Genomic DNA, 18,306 nt, shown 5'->3' with positions numbered 1-18,306 from the left:
AAAACCTAAATCAACTAATCCAGATATCATCAAATCTTAACGTTAAATCCATAACAAATTGTTTTTCAAAGACAAATATTAAAACAGACAAATATGGATTGATATAACCACAAATATGGATTAGATTTTCTAATCTCAAATTGAATTATTTCTAGTTTGAAAGTAAGGCGGGCAGCGAATAATATATAACCTGTGTTAAGGAGACGCTCAGGTCAGCCGAAAGCAACATCTGCAGACCTTCCTCCGCGCACATTGACTGAACTTTGTGTGGAGATATTGCTATGAAAAAATTTTTCGAACGTCTGGTTAACTGCTATAAGCCTGTTTTTGTTGAACTTTACAAGTCTCAACTGGTTTGCTAAACACTGTTGAGTAACTTCTTGTCTTGAAGTTTTGTTAGCGCAGAACGGCCCCATAGGCATGCCTATGGGGCTTTTTTATTTACATAAAGGGCAAAAAGGAATTAGGGGATGTAACCAGGTTTAGCCGGTTAAAGTCCATAAGGTCCAAATTCCTTTACTTCAACAGATGGGAATATACAAGAAAGTTTTTAACTCATTAAAATTAAACGACTTTAAAAAGTTAACAAAAGTGAAATAAAAAAGGCGGGTTATAAATACCCGCCTTTTTTTACCCTTTACGGGGTGATTTTTAACCTTATCCCAACTTCACTCTGGCGTTACGGAACATTCTCATCCAAGGGCTATCTTCGCCCCAGTTTTCCGGATGCCAGGAGTTGGCGACTGTGCGGAACACCCGCTCAGGGTGAGGCATCATGATGGTGACTTTGCCATCCAGGCTACAGATCCCGGACAAGCCGTTGGGCGAGCCGTTAGGGTTCTGTGGATACAAGCTGGCCACCTCACCTTTACCATTGACATAACGCAGCGCCACTGTGCCGCTCTGCTCGGCTGCTGCCATGGCGGCAGCTGAAGCAAACTCGGCACGCCCTTCCCCGTGGGAAACGGCAATCGGCATTCTGGAGCCGGCCATACCGCTGAAGAACAGCGATGGGCTTTGCTGCACTTCCACCAGGCTGAAACGCGCTTCAAAGCGTTCAGAGCGGTTACGAACAAAGTGCGGCCAATGCTCGGTACCCGGAATGATCTCCTTGAGGTTGGAGAGCATCTGGCAACCATTACAAACACCCAGAGCAAAGCTGTCGGCACGCTCGAAGAAGCGGCTGAAGTCCTCACGGGCACGGCTGTTGAACAGGATGGACTTGGCCCAACCTTCACCGGCGCCCAGTACGTCACCATAAGAGAAGCCACCACAGGCCACCAATCCCTGGAACTCTTCCAAGCTGATACGGCCACTGAGGATATCCGACATATGCACATCACGGCTTTCAAAACCGGCACGCTCGAAGGCGGCTGCCATCTCAATATGCGAGTTGACCCCTTGCTCCCGCAAAATCGCCATCTTGGGCGCAGCGCCCTTAAGGATATAAGGCGCGGCAACATCTTCTGCCGGATCAAAGCTTAAGTTAACCGTGAGGCCGGGATCGGTTTCATCCAGCTTGAGGTCAAACTCTTCACGGGCACACTCAGGGTTGTCCCTGAGCGCCTGCATTCTGTAGGTGGTTTCAGACCAGAGCTTACGCAGCTCGGTACGTGAAGCACTATAGATTTCAGCACCTTGATCCTGGATACGGATGAAGCCATCGTCGCTCAGCTCTGCTATGGGATGACAATCCACACCGGCATCTGTGTAAGCCTTGATAATCTCGGCGGCTTGGTCTTTGCTCACCTGCAGCACGGCGCCCAACTCTTCGTTGAACAGGCGCGCCAGGGCGCTGCCGGCCAGCGCAGAAATATCCACCTTCAGGCCAGTGTGACCGGCGAAGGCCATTTCCACCAAGGTGGTGAACAGACCGCCGTCACTCTTGTCGTGGTAAGCCAGCAAACTCCGCTCGGCCACCAACTGCTGAGTCACCTCGAAGAAACCTTTCAATACGGCTGCCTGATCCAGATCTGGCGCAATATCCCCCAGCTCACCAAACACCTGTGCTAGGCAGGAACCGCCCAGACGAGTCTTGCCATTGGCCAGATCGGCCAGCAGCAGTAGGGTTTCGCCCTTGTCGGTACGCAGCTCAGGAGTCACGGTATTACGAATGTCGCGCACCGCACCGAAGGCAGAGATGATCAGCGACATAGGGGCGGTAACCGCCTTCTGCTCGCCCTTGTCTTCCCAGGCGGTCTTCATCGACATTGAGTCTTTGCCCACGGGAATGGTCAGTTCAAGCTCGGGACACAGCTCTTCACCCACCGCCTTGACCGCCTCATAGAGGCCGGCATCTTCACCTGGGTGACCGGCGGCAGACATCCAGTTGGCCGACAGCTTAATGCGCTTCAGCGAGCCGATATCGGCACCGGCCATGTTCAGCAAGGATTCGGCCACGGCCATCCGCGCCGAGGCGCCAAAATCCAGCAAGGCCAGCGGAGTGCGCTCACCCATGGACATGGCTTCGCCCACATAGCTGTCGAACGAGGCGGCGGTAACGGCGCAATCCGCCACAGGTACCTGCCAGGGGCCGACCATCTGATCGCGGTTCACCAAGCCGGTTACCGTGCGATCGCCTATGGTGATCAAGAAGCTCTTGTCGGCAACGGTTGGCAGAGTCAGCACCCGCTTAACGGCTTGTGCCAGATCGATGGACGCTTCATCCAGCGCCTCAGACTGCGCCTTTTGACTCACTACATCACGGCTCATCTTGGGTGGTTTGCCCAACAAGACTTCCAGCGGCAAGTCGATAGGCTTGTTGTCAAAGTGCTCGTCGCTCAGGCTCAGGTGCTGCTCGGCAACCGCCTCGCCCACCACGGCAAATGGTGCACGCTCGCGCTCACAAATGGCGGCGAAGGTATCGAGGTTTTCGGCCGCCACAGACAGCACATAACGCTCCTGGGATTCGTTACACCAGATCTCCAGCGGGCTCATGCCTGGCTCATCGGAAGGCACGTTACGCAGCTCAAATTTACCGCCGCGACCGGCATCGCTTACCAGCTCAGGGAAGGCGTTGGACAAACCACCGGCGCCCACATCATGAATAAACTGGATTGGGTTGGCATCGCCCATCTGCCAGCAGCGGTCGATAACCTCCTGACAGCGGCGCTCCATTTCCGGGTTTTCCCGCTGCACCGAGGCAAAGTCCAGATCTTCACTGGACTGGCCGGACGCCATGGAGGAAGCCGCGCCGCCGCCAAGGCCAATGTTCATCGCCGGGCCACCCAGTACAATCAGCTTGGCACCTAAGGAGATCTCCCCTTTCTGTACGTGCTCTTCGCGAATGTTGCCAAGGCCACCAGCCAGCATAATAGGCTTGTGATAACCGCGCACCTCGACACCGTTATGGCTGCAAACCTGCTGCTCGTAGGTGCGGAAGTAACCCAACAGGGCCGGACGACCGAATTCGTTGTTGAAAGCGGCGCCGCCCAGAGGGCCGTCGATCATGATGTCAAAAGCGGTCACAATCCGGTCCGGCTTACCGTAGTCGCCTTCCCAAGGCTGCACAAAGCCTGGGATCTTGAGGTTGGATACACTAAAGCCGGTTAAACCCGCCTTGGGCTTGGAGCCGCGGCCGGTAGCGCCTTCGTCACGGATTTCACCGCCCGAGCCTGTGGCAGCACCAGGATAAGGACTGATGGCGGTCGGGTGGTTGTGGGTCTCCACCTTCATCAGAATATGCATCGGCTCTGTGTGATAGCGATAAACGCCGTCACTGTCGGGGAAGAAACGCCCGGCTTCAAAACCTGTCATTACCGCGGCGTTGTCTTTATAGGCCGACAACACATAGTCCGGGGTCTTCTCATAGGTATTCTTGATCATCTTGAACAGCGACTTGGGCTGCACTTCGCCGTCAATGGTCCAGTCGGCGTTGAAGATCTTGTGACGACAGTGCTCTGAGTTCGCCTGGGCGAACATCATAAGTTCAATGTCGTTGGGGTTGCGCTCAAGGCGCAGGAAATTGGTGACCAGGTAGTCGATTTCATCATCGGCCAGGGCCAGGCCCATTTCGCGGTTGGCGATTTCCAGCGCCCGGCGGCCTTCGCCGAGAATGTTGACGCTGACAAAAGGCTTGGGCTCAGTGCGGGCAAACAGCATATCGGCCGCTTCAAAGCTGTCCAGTACCACTTCCATCATGCGGTCGTGCAGCAGCGCCTTAAGGCTCTTGAGCTGTTCGCTGCTCAGAGCGTCGGATTCCACATAGTAAGCCAGACCGCGCTCCAGACGTTTTACCTGCTTGAGGCCGCAGTTGTGGGCGATGTCGGTGGCTTTGGAAGACCAGGGAGAAATTGTACCGGGACGGGGAGTTACAAAAAGAAGAGTGCCTTGAGGTTCGTGGGATTCGATGGCCGGACCGTAGGTTAGAATCTTACTCAACTGCGCTTGGTCATCGGGGTTGAGCGCTTCGCTCAAATAAGCCAAATGAACATATTCGGCATAGATTTGCTTTACCGGAAGCTGAGCGGCTTCACAGGCCTGCATCAACTTTTGCACTCTGAATGCCGAGAGTGCGGGGGCTCCGCGGATGATCTCCATCACGTCTTATCACCTTATTATTTATAATTACAGGGTCAGAGGTGGCGCTATTATAGGTAAATGCGCCCTACAAATCACCTCAGACTTTGCTTAAAACAGTGTTTCCTGTGATATAAAGTAATCCTATGGGGTAATATACCCTCCGGCGCAAAACCTCCGCTTAAATCAACGGGAAACAGCGCCGACAATCGATATACAATCCATTGAATTTATTTACAAATAAATCAGACAAAAGGAATAAACCCTATCCCGACAGTAAACGATAGGCTAAGAGCTTTTACCGATAGATAATGAAACGAATTACCGCGACTCTCACCCTGATCATCTTGCTGGCCGGCTGCCGGCAAGCTGTCGTGGATGAAACTCAGGTAACCCCGGCGGTGAAGGAAGCCAAAGAGCTCAGAGTGGGTACCCTCTATGGCCCACAAATCTATGTTTCCTCTACTCAAGGAAACACAGGGTTTGACTATGAGATGGCGGCGCGCTTTGCCGACTTTCTCGGCAAGCCGCTGGAGATGAAGCCCTATGGCAATATCAATGAGCTCTACCAGGCACTGAAACAAAACGAGATAGATTTGATTGCCGCCGGACTATCGGATACCCGCAGCCGCCGACAACAGTTTCGCCTCGGACCGCCGCTTTATCGGGTCAATCAGGTGATGGTCTACCGCGCCGGCACCCCTGCCCCCAAAGATCTCAACGCCTTGGATGCGCCTGTTACTGTGATAGCCGACTCGTCGTTTGTGGAAACCCTCAACCGACTCAAGGCAGATAATCCCAACCTTGAGTGGCAACAGGTCGCAGATAAAGATAATGAAGAGCTGCTGAGCATGATAGCCAGCGGCGAACTCAGCTACACCATCTCTGACTCCACCAGCATCAATATCAATCGCCGTTTTATGCCTGAGCTGAGATCCGGCCAGGTGCTGGAGCAACAACAGGCTGTGGTCTGGCTGTTGCCCCCCAGAGGCAGCGATCAACTGATGAGCCAACTGCTGCGTTTCTGGCATCAGGAACAAAGAGACGGCACACTGGAACACTTGGTGGAAAAGTACTTCGGCCATGTTAAACGTTTCGACTATGTCGACACCCGAGCCTTTATCCGTGCGGTGGACAGCAAGCTACCCAAGTACCGCCATCTGTTTGAAACCTATGCCGGTGAACTCGACTGGCGTAAGCTGGCCGCCACCAGTTATCAGGAGTCGCACTGGAACCCCAGGGCCCGCTCACCGACCGGCGTGCGCGGCATGATGATGCTGACCCTGGCAACCGCCAAACAGTTGGGGGTGGAGAATCGCCTCGATCCCGAGCAGAGCATCCGTGGCGGTGCCCGCTATCTGAGCGACATTTTGGTGCGCTTGCCTGAATCTATTCCGGAGGAGGAGCGGATGTGGTTTGCCCTCGCTTCTTACAACATAGGCTATGGCCATGTGGAGGATGCCCGTAAGTTGGCACAGGCCAAAGGCCTCAACCCCAGTGCCTGGAAAGATCTCAAACAGGTACTGCCCTTGTTGCAAAAGCGCAAATACTACCAACATACCCGCTATGGCTATGCCAGAGGTAACGAGGCGGTACACTATGTTGACAGTATCCGCCGTTACTACGACACCCTAGTGTGGATAGACAATCAAGCCAAGCAGGAAATGCTGGCTAAAGAACAAGCCCAGCAAGAAACCCAGGCTGAGGCGCAACGACAGAGCGAGGAAGCAACCGAGCTCAGTGGCGCCCAGCCCGACTGAAAACCCTGCACACGACTCATTTTCGCAACAAACTATCCAGCTTGGCCGGATCTGCCCTCATTTGGGGCTAGCGTAACGCTCGAGAAGCTGCTAGCTTGTCATTGATACCAAAACACTAACAAAAACATCTAAATAGACTAAGGTAAGCTTATGAGAAGAAAGATTATTAATAATACAATGGCCCGCCGCCGTAGCCTGGTTAAAACCCGTCACAAACGCATTCTCAACCGTCACAAACTCTTCTTCAATTTTCTGCAACAGGCGGATTAAGCTTCTTAGCCTGCTTCAATGCCTTCTGTTCTTGTCTGCGTCGTCTGAAAAAGGCACTCAGCTGTTCGCTGCATTCCTGCTCCATCACCCCGGCACTGACGGCCAGCTTGTGGTTGAATAGCGGATGACGCACCAGATCCAGTACAGAACCGGCCGCACCTGTCTTGGGATCGGCTGCGCCATAGACCAGACGACCAACTCTGGCATGCACCATGGCCCCGGCACACATGGCGCAAGGCTCTAGGGTCACATAGAGGGTAGTATCCAGCAGACGGTAGTTTTCCAGTTGACTGCCCGCCTGCCTGAGGCAGAGGATTTCTGCATGGGCACAGGGGTCGTTGGCGGCAATAGGTTGGTTCCAGCCGCAGGCAATGAGCTGGTCATCTTTGACCAGCACCGCCCCTACCGGCACTTCCCCTAGGGCCTCAGCCTTTTGCGCCATCTCCATGGCCAACTGCATCCAATGTAAGTCGCGATTCTCTGTCATTTTACCCATCCGTTCTCAATGCGGCGCCAGTATAACAGCATGCGTGATACCGCCAAACTGCCGCTCAGTAGCGGCGCTAACAACTTATCCCTTTGCCGCCCAGATTTTGGCTCTCAGTCTGTAGATTGAAACAAAGCGGCACACTTTCACACTCTTGCAGACTTGTGTGCTCATACCGGGAAATAAACGCAATCCAAAGCATTCACGTGAATAAGCAAGAGCTGCAAACGACAAGGCCTCATTCACCAACCGAGTGAATGAGGCCTTCAATATACAGCCTGTTGCTGTCAGAGACTTCCAGCGCATTGTTTTGGGGCGCTCACACACCCGCCCCAATGCACTGAGAAAAACCGTTAGCGGAGGATCATCTGCGCCCGCTCTGGGCCGACAGAGATCATTTTTACCGGTACGCCCATCAGCTCTTCAACCCGCTGCACATACTTTTGCGCCGCCAGAGGCAGGCTCTCAAAGGTACGGCAAGCCGTGATGTCTTCGCTCCAGCCTTCCATCTGCTCATAAACCGGCGCCAAGGCTGAGGTTTGTGGCCAAATCGGGTTTTCGCTGTGATCGCCCTGATAATCGATGCAGATTTTCAGATCCTGCATCCCACTTAAACAATCCAGCTTGGTCAGTGCCACTTCGGTTGCCGCTTGCAGCTCGACACCATTACGGGTGGCCACGGCATCGAAATAGCCCATATCACGAGGGCGCCCGGTTACCGCGCCGTACTCATTGGCGGCTTCGCGGAAGCTGTCCTGCTCTTCCATGGCGGTAATCAAGGTGCCGGTTCCCACTGATGAGCTGAAGGACTTGGCTACGGCAATCACCCGCTCGGGGCGCAGTGCTGGTAAACCACTGCCGAGACCGGCATAAGCGGCGGTCACGTTGGAAGAAGTGGTCCAAGGGTATTCACCGTAAACCAGGTCACGACCCGCGCCCAACTGGGCTTCAAACAACAGGTTTTCATCTTTTGCCTGCAGCGCTTTCAGTGGCTCGCTCACGTTGCAGATGGCATCACGCCAAGGGGCAGACACTTCCAGCAACCAAGCTGTCATCTCTTCTGCGGTTTGCGAAAATTCAAAGGAGGGATACAGCGCCTTGAGCTGCGGCAGTTTCCAGTCCAGCATAAACTGGATACGTTCACGCAGTACTTCAGGCTGCTTTAACCAACCCACCAGAATGCCTTTTTTCATTACCCGGTCACCGTAAGCCGGGGCAATGCCCTGGCGGGTAGAACCGTAAGCGCCGTCACCGAGACGCTCTTCTTCCAGAGTATCTTCAATGGCGTGGATTGGCAGGCACAGAGTCGCCCGGTCGGAAATGCACAGATTGACATTGACACCGGCGGCTTTTACCTCGGCAATCTCTTCGGAAAGTGGCGCCGGGCTTATCACCATGCCAGGGCCCAATACCGCCAAACAACCAGGATTGAATACGCCGCTAGGCAGTTGATGCAGTTTGAATGTACCAAAGTCATTCACCACTGTGTGGCCGGCATTATTGCCGCCCTGAAAACGTATACTCGCCGCTGCGCTATCTGCCAGATAGTCCACGATACGGCCTTTACCTTCATCACCCCAGTTTGCACCAACTACAACGATAGACGACATTTCCAGTTCTCCTAAACAAAAACCTGTCTATCCTATGACCACGGCATAAATAAGAAAAATTAATAATCATTATTGGCTTGATAAGAAATCCATATCGGGATATTTTGCTTCGGAATCGAAGATAGCGGGCAATTGTCGTGACCAAGGCCATGATTAAGGCCATGACTAAGACCAAGGCCAAGCCGCCAACCATAAGGCACCAGCCCTAACGCTGCAAAAGTACCGCTTAAAAAAAACTCTTAAAGAGGTTGCTATGCTCGAACTCCACTGGCTTAAAACCTTTGTCACCCTGGCCCGCCTCGAACACTTCGGCAAGGCAGCCAATGAGCTGCATATGACTCAACCCAATGTTAGCTTGCATATCAAGCAGTTGGAGCAAACTACCCGAGTAAAGCTGATTGAGCGTAATCCATTTCGGCTGACCCAAGCCGGTGAGCGTTTGCTAAGGAGTGCGCACAACACCCTGATGGAGTTGCAAAGTTGCCAAGCCGATCTCAACGCCATCAATGATCTGTGCCAGGGCACCATGACCATAGCCGCCAGCGATATTATTTCCAGATGGCTGCTGATAGGCCCGTTTCAGTCGTTCAAAACCGAATTCCCCGGCATCGACCTGACACTGCTGAACACCACCTCCTCGCAGGCGGCAGACCTGGTAAAAAGTGCCAAGGCCGATCTCGGCTTTGTGATGGCGCAAAAAGAGAGTCAGCCGCTGCATTTTACCGAGCTGAAACAAGTGAAATGGTACGCCTTGGGCAATGATCTCAAGGCCTGGCAGAGAGGAAAAGTCCCCAGCCCGCAGGAAGCACCAACCTTGATACTGCTGGGACACGACACCCGCACCCGGGATCTGATTGACCCGGCACTACCTGAGCTCAAACTGCCGGAATACCGCATCATGGAAGTGGGCAGCGTGGATGCCCAAATAGACTGGGCCGAAGCCGGCTTCGGCATCGCCATAGTGCCGGACTTCGCCCTGCACCCGAAACTCAATTTGCAGTCCAGCATTACCCCGCTGCCCAGCTTCCCCTCCGCCAGCCTGGGTTACATAGTGCGTCAGAACCAGGTGCTATCCAAAGCCATCAAGAAACTGCTCCATTGGGTGGATGAAGAGATATTGCAATCGCCGAGTGTGGGTTAACTGTGTGGAGTTAACAGGCATTCAACGACTTCCGGCTACAGGGAAACTTAACAAGCCAGCGTCAGGTGGGAAAATAACCATTGACGCCATAGCCATTTGTTATGCTTGCCTTTTCGCCATTGGATGCTCAGGATTCAACTGAAGTAAATCCCAAAGGTTGCCATACAAATCTTTAAATACCGCTACCGTACCGTAATCCTGCTCTTGGGGGTCACGTACAAACTCGATACCTACTGATTTCATACGCTCGTAGTCTCGCCAGAAGTCATCGGTATTCAAGAAAAGGAATACACGACCACCCGCCTGATTACCAATGAAGTCTAATTGCTCAGGTTTTGAAGCCCTTGCCAACAACAAAGCCACTCCGTGGGAATTGGGCGGCGCAACCACAACCCAGCGCTTATCTTGCTCTGGTTGGTAAGTGTCTTCAATAAGCTCAAATTGAAGCTTATTGGTATAAAAATCAATTGCTTCATCGTAGTCTTTTACTACTAGTGCAATATGGACAATGTTCTGTTTCATCTTCTTATTCTTACCTTATATGCTGAACTGACTTGGACATGATGTAACCCCAGATTTTATCCCCTCAGTATTCCTGCAGCAGGGAAACCAATGAACCCTGTCGGCTTATACCTCATAAGTTGGGTAATCGATATAACCTTGTTCACCACCACCATATAAAGTTAGCCTTGCATCTGCATCGAACTCAGCCAATGGCCAGTCATGGGTAAAACGGGCAACCAAGTCCGGATTGGTCACAAAAGGCGTACCAAAAGCAACAAAGTCGGCATACTGTTTGTCGAGTAAGCTTTGCGCTGTTTGCTTGGTCAGCTTGCCCGCCACCATAATAGGATTGCCATATACACTGCGAACCTGGCGACGAAATGCCTCGGGTACTACCGAGTAACGGGAGATATTCTCCGAAAAGTGTACATATGCAAGATTCATCGGCTGCAACTTTTCCAGCAAGGCCAACGTCAAAGGCACGATTTCCGGGTCCTCATTGGCAAAGCCTTCGTTAACATAAGGGGACAAACGTACAGAGACCTTGCCTGCGCCAATCGCCTCACAGAGCGCCTGTAGCGTTTCCAGCAAGAAACGCATCCGATTCTCTTGATTACCGCCATATTGATCTTGTCGTTGATTACTTTCCAGCCTTAAGAAAGTGTCGAACAGATAACCATGCGCGGCGTGCACTTCAACGCCGTCAAACCCCGCCTCCATTGCATTTTGGGCTGCTTGCACAAAATCTGCGGTAGTGGCTTTAATCTCAGCTTCCGTCATCGCTTTTGGCTGTTGTGTTGCCACCATACCGAAGCCGCCTTCAGCCAACGGGCCAAATACCTGATCTGGAATGCTAATTGCCGATGGTGCCAAAGGTTGCGAGCCGGCGATATTAACATGGCTGCGACGCCCCACATGCCAAAGCTGAACAAAGATTTTTCCCCCTTGCTGATGGACAGCTTGAGTGACTTTTTTCCAGCCTTGGATCTGCTCAGGGGTATAAATCCCGGGGGTCATCGAATAGCCTCTCGCGATGGCTGAAACCGGTGCTCCCTCTGTAATAATGAGCCCGGCACTGGCGCGTTGCCGATAATACTCCGCCATCATCTCATTGGGAATGTCTCCCGGTTGAGAAGTACGTGAACGTGTCATGGGAGCCATGACGATGCGATTGTTGGTCTTTAATACTTGACCATGGAATGCTGTTAACATGCTACCCCCTATGCCTGATAACTTGGATAATCAATGAGCCCTGCTTCACCGCCCCCAAATAGGGTGTTGGGATCATGTTCAGCCAAGGGATAGCCCTGTCGCAAACGCTCCGGCAGATCTGGATTGGCAACAAAAGGCCGACCAAAACCTATCATATCGGCAAGGCCAGCGTTAATGGCTTGCTCTGCCTTCTCCAAGTTATAGCGACCGGCATAAATCAACACTCCTTGATAGGCTTCACGGAGCGCTTGCTTGAACGAAAGCGGTGTATCGGGCGCATCGTCCCAGTCCACTTCGGCAATATGCAAATAAACAATGCGATGTCGATTGAGTAGCGCTGCAGCAGCGGTATAGGTTTCAATAGGGTTTGCATCCACGGTGCCGTTGAGTGTAGTCAGCGGTGCCAGACGCACCCCAACGCGATCTGCCCCAATGGCGTCAACCAATGCCGTAACCACTTCATCAAGAAAACGAAGACGGTTTTCAAGGCTGCCACCGTACTCATCACCACGATTGTTTGCTTCGGAATCAATAAACTGGTTAATCAAGTAGCCATTGGCGGCATGTAATTCAATACCATCAAAACCGGCTTCAATAGCATTGAGCGCTGCTTGACGATAATCAGCGATAACTTGCTCTATATCGGCCTTTGTCATTGCCCTGGGCTGAACCACCTCGACAAAACCGGGTTTGTCGCTGCCATTATCGACGAACACTTTCACGTTCTCAGCCTTAATGTCTGATGACGAGATAGGCTGCAAACCACCAATATTGTCCGGATGAGTCACTCTCCCCACATGCCACAACTGCGCAAAAATCGCACCGCCTTTGGCATGCACAGCCTCAGTAACTCTGCGCCAACCGACAATCTGCTCGGGAGTATAGATCCCCGGCGTCCACGCATAACCTTTGGCCATGGCGGAAATCTGTGTACCCTCAGAGACAATCAAGCCCGCACCGGCACGCTGCGCATAATAGGTTGCCATCATCTCGTTGGCCACATCGCCTGGTTGACTGGCTCTTGAGCGCGTCATAGGTGGCATGACAACTCGGTTGTTGAGCAATAGCTCACCCAGTTTGATCGATTGAAAAAGTGATTGCGTCATAGAAAAGCCCTCTCATGTGATGGCCGGCATAGTAACAAACCCCAAGAGAGGCATTGAGAGCAATAAAGACAAATCATTTTTGTCATATACGCAAAAATTGCCAAATAAAATGAAAGCCCAATGCCAGATAAGGAAAAGCATTCGACTCCCTTGAACCATGGAAGGTACAAATAACGTTAGAGGAGGACTGAATTATCGCCGACGCAAACCGCAAAGAGACCTTGCCCAAAGCCGAGTCATAGCATCAATTTAGGCTGAATAAAGTCAATAAAAGCAGAGATACGCTTGGCAACATTGGAGGATTTATAATAAACGGCATTAATCTGCTCTCGTCCTATATTGGTGATTTTTTCTCTTTCCAATAAAGGGATTAAACGTCCCTCACTGATATCTTTCTTCACCATAAATCCCGATAAGCAAGCGATACCATTGCCCTGTAATGCCAGTTGTCTCACCGTTTCACCGTTACTCGATGTTATTGTTGGGGTGATACGACCAATCCCTTTGAGCGGCCAATCGTTAAGGGTTTTAGGGCTGGAAAAACCCAATAAATCGTGATGAATAAGCTCACTGCTTTTATTGATAAATCCGCGTCTTGCCAGGTACTCAGGCGAAGCGACAACATAGAGCAAACTCTTTCCGAGCGGCCGTGCGTGCAGCGTCGAATCGCTTAAAGAACCTATTCGAATCGCTAAATCTGTCTTCTTTTCCAACAGATCAACAAACCCTTCGTTGGATGTCAGTTCCAGTTCAATATCCGGAAAGGCTTGCATAAAGGGCTGGATAAGCGGCACCAGTTGGTGAAACACAAACGGACTTGCGGCATCGACGCGTAGACGCCCCTTGGGTAATGTCCCTCTGGTGATAATCTCTTCTTCTGCTTGCTGAATTTGCGACAAACCAAGACGAACTGTATCAATAAACTGCCGTCCCTCCTCGGTTAATTCTATGCGGCGCGTAGTACGATTGAGTATTGAAACCCCAAGCTGACTCTCAACCTTACTCACCGCCCTTGAAACCCGCGAGACCTGGATATCCAAAAGCTCAGCTGCCGGAGAAAAGCCACCATTGTCTACAACCGCCAGCAGTATTGCCAAGTCATCGGAGCGTGTTTTCATCATTCTTACCTAAATACATCATCAGCATTTTTTGCATTTATAGCAAATATTACCAGCTGAAACACTCATTTTTAACAAACTGATTTCTACGGATAATGCTCGCAAACGCCGGAGTCCTCCTTTGGTATCGCGCCCCAAAACAGTAAAAAGGCGCCGAAGCGCCTTTTTAAATCACTATCCCGAGAGGGCTTGTTCTCCCCCTACTCCAATATCAATGGTAAGAAAATACACTTAAATAATAGGCAGTTAAAAATAAATTACTCTCGATAACATCATATATACCATGCGCATAATTTTTGTTCTTTGCTGCTCGTCGACGTTTTAGTTCGGCTTTGGCCCAGATGGAGGATTAGCCATATCACAACGAAGCGCTTGTTTCTCTTCAGCAATATGTAAATACGGACCAGATTTAGTTCTATCCATCATATGTCTCCCGCCTGTCGCTGGGGATTTTAAATCCAGCATCAAAACCTGAGTTACCAGCAAGAAACCTTGGGGATATTTTTGGATTATTTTTCATACACACCTTGAAAGCCATCGGCATTGCCCCAAGATCCCGCATGAGGAGTGTCCTCATTAAAAAAAGGATTAAATCATGGGTTTGAAACCAGGACCAAAACCAATAGCCAAGTCGACTGGCAAGCCAGATCAGCGTCGACGTGACAATAAAAAAACACCAGGAAACACTCCGGATCTAAAGCCGAGTAAATCCTCGACCAAGTAACGCTACCTCAATATCGAGTCAGAGTAAGTGGTACTGACTCTTGTTGCTAAAGCCCATAACACACTTTTGCCCCAAAGCGTGTCAGCACTAATCGCTCCCCAAACTTGCACATGAGGCTTTTGCAATATTTTGAGTAATGCCATGCAAAAAGCAAGGACTGAATCCAAGGTCTCTACAGTTTTTGGTAGTGTACCTTGTATGAGCCAAGCCAAATTCTGTAGATCCTTTCGATATAAACGTTGACATCCGTAGTGCGTTGACTTTCAAACTCCTCTAACTGCTCCTTAGTAAATAAGGTCAAAAAGAAGTTGATGTATTTATCAAACATTTGAGCAGAGACATCACTCCAGTTATGTGTGATAAAGCACGTTAGAAAGGAACGGGCTAAATTATCATTCCAATATTTATTATATAAAGCCTCTAATGTCGGATAGTACATATGGTGGGAAAGAAAGTATGGTAGATACTTTTCCAGTTGTATTAAAGGCATGCTTGATAAATTATTTTTAAGCAAGTAACTTACTTCAGAAACTCTAACAGAATCATCTTTTATTTGTTCTGCATAATTGTCTAGTGTGGCTCTATCTATTTTGTTTAATATGCTATATTTTGACAAGGCTATATCAGCCATGTGTTCACTGCATACTAACAGGAACTTTAGTGACATCTCTATGGAGAAATCAATTTCACTCACGCATTTAGATAGTATGTTAAAGATTGAGGCGTTAGGAAAATTAAATGAAATATATTGTTCTCTAGTTATCGTTTGGGGATCAAGATTACCAAATGTGCTATTAAATTCGTCAATAAGCAAGCTCTTTGCTAAATCTTTTGAACCATGTTTAAAATAGAAGTGGATGTAGTTGTGATAAATGCCTTTTAGTTCACTATCTAGTGATTTAAAATAATCATCTATCTTGTTTTTTAACTTTTGACTTATATCAAGAGAATCAAGCTTTGCTAGATAAGCGATAGCATTATTTATCTCCGAAGGATTATTTCGCAAATAAGCGGACTCTACCAAGGGCATAAATTTATCAGATTTAGTGGAATTAGCGATATACCAAAATAGATTGCAATAATAAAAATCACTTGGAAAATTTAGTTTTCTATACGCACTAATGAGCTTTTCAATATGTTCATCAGTTATTTTATTCTTGCAGATGAACTCAACGAAGCTATGCATTCCATACATATAGCTCTGGTCACTTAGTTCTTCTTGAGACTTTAGCCCTTGCTCAATAAAAAAAGTGATCTCATCATCAATATTGCAATTAAAATTAAGTGCTGTGAGGTTTTTCTTTGCCCAATATGACTTGTCATTTGAAGGTTCTGCCAATAGTTCTAGCGACTCTATCAGACACTCATTATCTATACTGTAAAGAGTCACGGCAGCATCATTAAACTCTTGCTCCTTTGATGTTTCCTGCAATATAAGTTTGATGTTAGAAATATCAGAATTATCACCAAAAATTCTCAAGGTTCTTAGGCTCATACAAACAGGAGTGGTTTGATCATTTTTCCAAGTATTCAGACGCTCTCTAGCGATCTCAGTAATAAGAGTTGGAGGACACTGAAACCAAATCTCATATTCACCTCCTGATATCTTCATAGGCATCTGTGCCTTGATCTCGTTATCTGCGAGAATGCTAATCAGTGTGTCACGGTCGCCATTGATAGCTAGCGCTCTTCGTCGCTGATATTGGTGATGAGGATCAAGTAAACCTTCACTAGATTTGAGCCGCTCAATACACTTCTGAGTACCCAAAATACCAAGAGAATATATAGCATTACTTCTAATTATCACTTCAAAGTTTTGTTCTAGTTCGAGTATTCTTTCTTCAACAAACTCTATAAAATCCCCGCCATATTGTTTAGCGACCTTGGTCGCTAGTGAAAGATCGCATTCGAACATAAATTCAATAAATTCTTGTTTTTCTTCATTGTTAATGAATGTGCTGCAATATAACCAAATATCATATTCAGAGTGTAGGTAGCTATTTTTATGGCTTCTCCAGTTTTTGCTTAACTCAATCGAAGCTAAGTATTCTGAGATTATCTTATGAGGCGTGGAGTAAACACCATCATTGTCCTTGACATATATTTCATGCTGTTCAAGCAACTCCAAGAATGACTCAAAGCTCAACATCTTCGCTACAGATAAACCTTGAGTAGTCAGCTCATTATATGTTTCCCCCAAAAGCTCCCAATAATCAGCTTCTGACAGAGAGGTTAAGCCCTTTTGAAAAATGGCTTTATATGTAACAAGTGAAAAAGCTTCTTTCACTTTAAAATAGGGTAGTTTATTTACAATGAGAGATGTATTCTTGATCCTACACTTATCAAGTTTAACTTTAGAAGAAATCCAGTTTTCAATAATTTCGTTTAAACTTTCAGGCAATTTCCCACAGTCTTGATAGTATTTAATTGAGAGTGATAGAGCAAAAGGAGAGAATAAAAAGTTAAATCCAACACTTCCTATTTTGTTTCTGTATAGATTACAAAATTTATTTTGCTCACTTTCTAGCATTGATTTTGAAGAAATATTTACAACATCCCGATAGGATAGAGGCTTGATCTCAAGACAGCAATCAACCTTTTCAGCAAGAGTTTCTACGGAAACACCTGTGTTTCTTGATGATAGAATAAAAGAATTATTACCAATTATTGCTGATAATTCGTCAAAAAAAGCCTGTGTATCGCTTTGAATCATTTCGTCTAATCCATCAAGAAGTAATATACATTTGTAGGGTAAACTCCTCCATGAACCATAAGAAATATCAAGTGATTGATTGATGGCTTTTTCTAAGTTACCTCTAGAGTAACTTCTTAATTTTATAAGTACAGGCAAAAATTCTATATCGAATGCATCTTTAACTAGCGTACTAGCTAAGTTAATTAAAGTACTAGACTTACCGCTGCCACCCAATGATGAGAGAACGACGTTGTTTCCACTTCTCAATAGATTAGCAATGTCTTCGGTTGACAGGAAACCGTTTCCTATTGTCTCTACACGTGTGTTGCTAACCAGATTATTCGGTAGGTTAGTATGGCTATACCAAAGCCCGACAAATCGAGTTCCTTTATTAGCTACTTTTTCACAATACTCTACTGTATTAAAGTTAGGCGTAGGTGAATCTTTTAATACTCTTTCAACAGAATAGTGTTTTTCAATGATATTAGTTAGCTTATCCCATACGATTAAGAGGTTATTTGTAAAATCGGTACCAGACCAAACTATCAGTTTTTTAATGTTGTCCAAGTAGTCGGAAACTAAGGTATAACTTGATAACCCTAGCTCTTTTACTTTGTTGAGCAAACTAGGCTGAAAATCACCTTTGGAAATGATTTCTTTACACTTAGATTTAATATCTGTGTAGTTGTCCTGCCTAAGAGCTATTCTTAAATTACCAGCTACTGTTCCTGAAGTGATAATGTAGTGTTGCTCAACTGTTGAACCGTTGATTGCCGCATCTAATGCAGCTTTAATGATCTCTTTAGCCGTAAGATCCACACTCAAGCTAGTGCTTGAGTATCGTTTGCACTGTATGCAAACGATACTGTTGGTATCCAGCGTTTTTGCAACGCAATCAAAACCTTGATCAGCAGCAGGCTGACGGCCACTTTGCATTTCGAGGCCGATATGCTCGCTCAAGATGGTTAAGCATTGATAAGTAAAGTCTTCAAAGTCCTCAGGCGTAAGTTGATTTAATGAAAGAGCGTGGCCTTGATATAGTGGTGGCTTAGTTACTGACTTTTTCTGCATAGGAACCAACTTGAACTTTATAGATTGACTAGTTTGACCTCTTAATAAAGGCTCTTTCATATTACCAGAAGGGCAGCAAATTTCACTCAA

General features: G+C 48.2%; 10 protein-coding genes. 2 read left to right on the top strand and 8 right to left on the bottom strand.

What is annotated here, in order from left to right; translation table 11 throughout:
- Positions 1-657: 657 nt before the first annotated feature.
- Positions 658-4,539, bottom strand: a complete 3,882-nt coding sequence (gene purL / locus CBE72_RS17435) for a phosphoribosylformylglycinamidine synthase (RefSeq protein ID WP_100145361.1) — start codon at positions 4,537-4,539, stop codon at positions 658-660.
- A gap of 290 nt (positions 4,540-4,829) precedes the next feature.
- Here purL and mltF point away from each other — a divergent pair, with 290 nt between their 5' ends.
- On the top strand, positions 4,830-6,278 hold the full coding sequence (gene mltF, locus CBE72_RS17430; protein WP_100145359.1) for a membrane-bound lytic murein transglycosylase MltF: 1,449 nt from the start codon (positions 4,830-4,832) through the stop codon (positions 6,276-6,278).
- A 244-nt stretch (positions 6,279-6,522) separates the two neighbouring features.
- Here the strand turns inward: mltF and tadA are convergent, their stop codons facing one another.
- A complete protein-coding gene (gene tadA / locus CBE72_RS17425; RefSeq protein ID WP_100145803.1) occupies positions 6,523-7,035 on the bottom strand; it encodes a tRNA adenosine(34) deaminase TadA in 513 nt (170 codons plus the stop codon).
- 353 nt (positions 7,036-7,388) lie between these two features.
- Entirely contained in the window at positions 7,389-8,645 is a 1,257-nt protein-coding gene (locus tag CBE72_RS17420; RefSeq protein WP_025886539.1) for an adenylosuccinate synthetase, read from the bottom strand.
- A 253-nt stretch (positions 8,646-8,898) separates the two neighbouring features.
- Between CBE72_RS17420 and CBE72_RS17415 the strand changes: the two genes are divergently transcribed.
- On the top strand, positions 8,899-9,786 hold the full coding sequence (locus CBE72_RS17415; protein ID WP_025009774.1) for a LysR family transcriptional regulator: 888 nt from the start codon (positions 8,899-8,901) through the stop codon (positions 9,784-9,786).
- Between the two features lie 99 nt (positions 9,787-9,885).
- Here the strand turns inward: CBE72_RS17415 and CBE72_RS17410 are convergent, their stop codons facing one another.
- The 5 genes from CBE72_RS17410 to CBE72_RS17385 form a co-directional block, all read right to left on the bottom strand.
- Complete coding sequence (locus CBE72_RS17410) at positions 9,886-10,308, bottom strand: VOC family protein (protein WP_045282449.1); 423 nt, start codon at positions 10,306-10,308, stop codon at positions 9,886-9,888.
- Positions 10,309-10,413: 105 nt separating this feature from the next.
- Positions 10,414-11,502 (bottom strand): alkene reductase, encoded by a 1,089-nt coding sequence (locus CBE72_RS17405; RefSeq protein ID WP_100145357.1) that lies wholly within the window; start codon positions 11,500-11,502, stop codon positions 10,414-10,416.
- 8 nt (positions 11,503-11,510) lie between these two features.
- Entirely contained in the window at positions 11,511-12,608 is a 1,098-nt protein-coding gene (locus CBE72_RS17400) for an alkene reductase (RefSeq protein WP_100145355.1), read from the bottom strand.
- Positions 12,609-12,844: 236 nt separating this feature from the next.
- Positions 12,845-13,726: a LysR family transcriptional regulator gene (locus CBE72_RS17395; protein WP_100145801.1), complete on the bottom strand. Its 882-nt coding sequence runs from the start codon at positions 13,724-13,726 to the stop codon at positions 12,845-12,847.
- Between the two features lie 896 nt (positions 13,727-14,622).
- Positions 14,623-18,276: a restriction endonuclease gene (locus tag CBE72_RS17385; RefSeq protein WP_100145353.1), complete on the bottom strand. Its 3,654-nt coding sequence runs from the start codon at positions 18,274-18,276 to the stop codon at positions 14,623-14,625.
- Positions 18,277-18,306: the final 30 nt, after the last annotated feature.

The sequence above is a fragment of the Shewanella carassii genome, from assembly GCF_002777975.1.
Lineage (GTDB): Bacteria > Pseudomonadota > Gammaproteobacteria > Enterobacterales > Shewanellaceae > Shewanella > Shewanella carassii.
The sequence above is the reverse complement of the archived record's forward strand: the minus strand, read 5'-3'. Positions and strand labels throughout refer to the sequence as shown.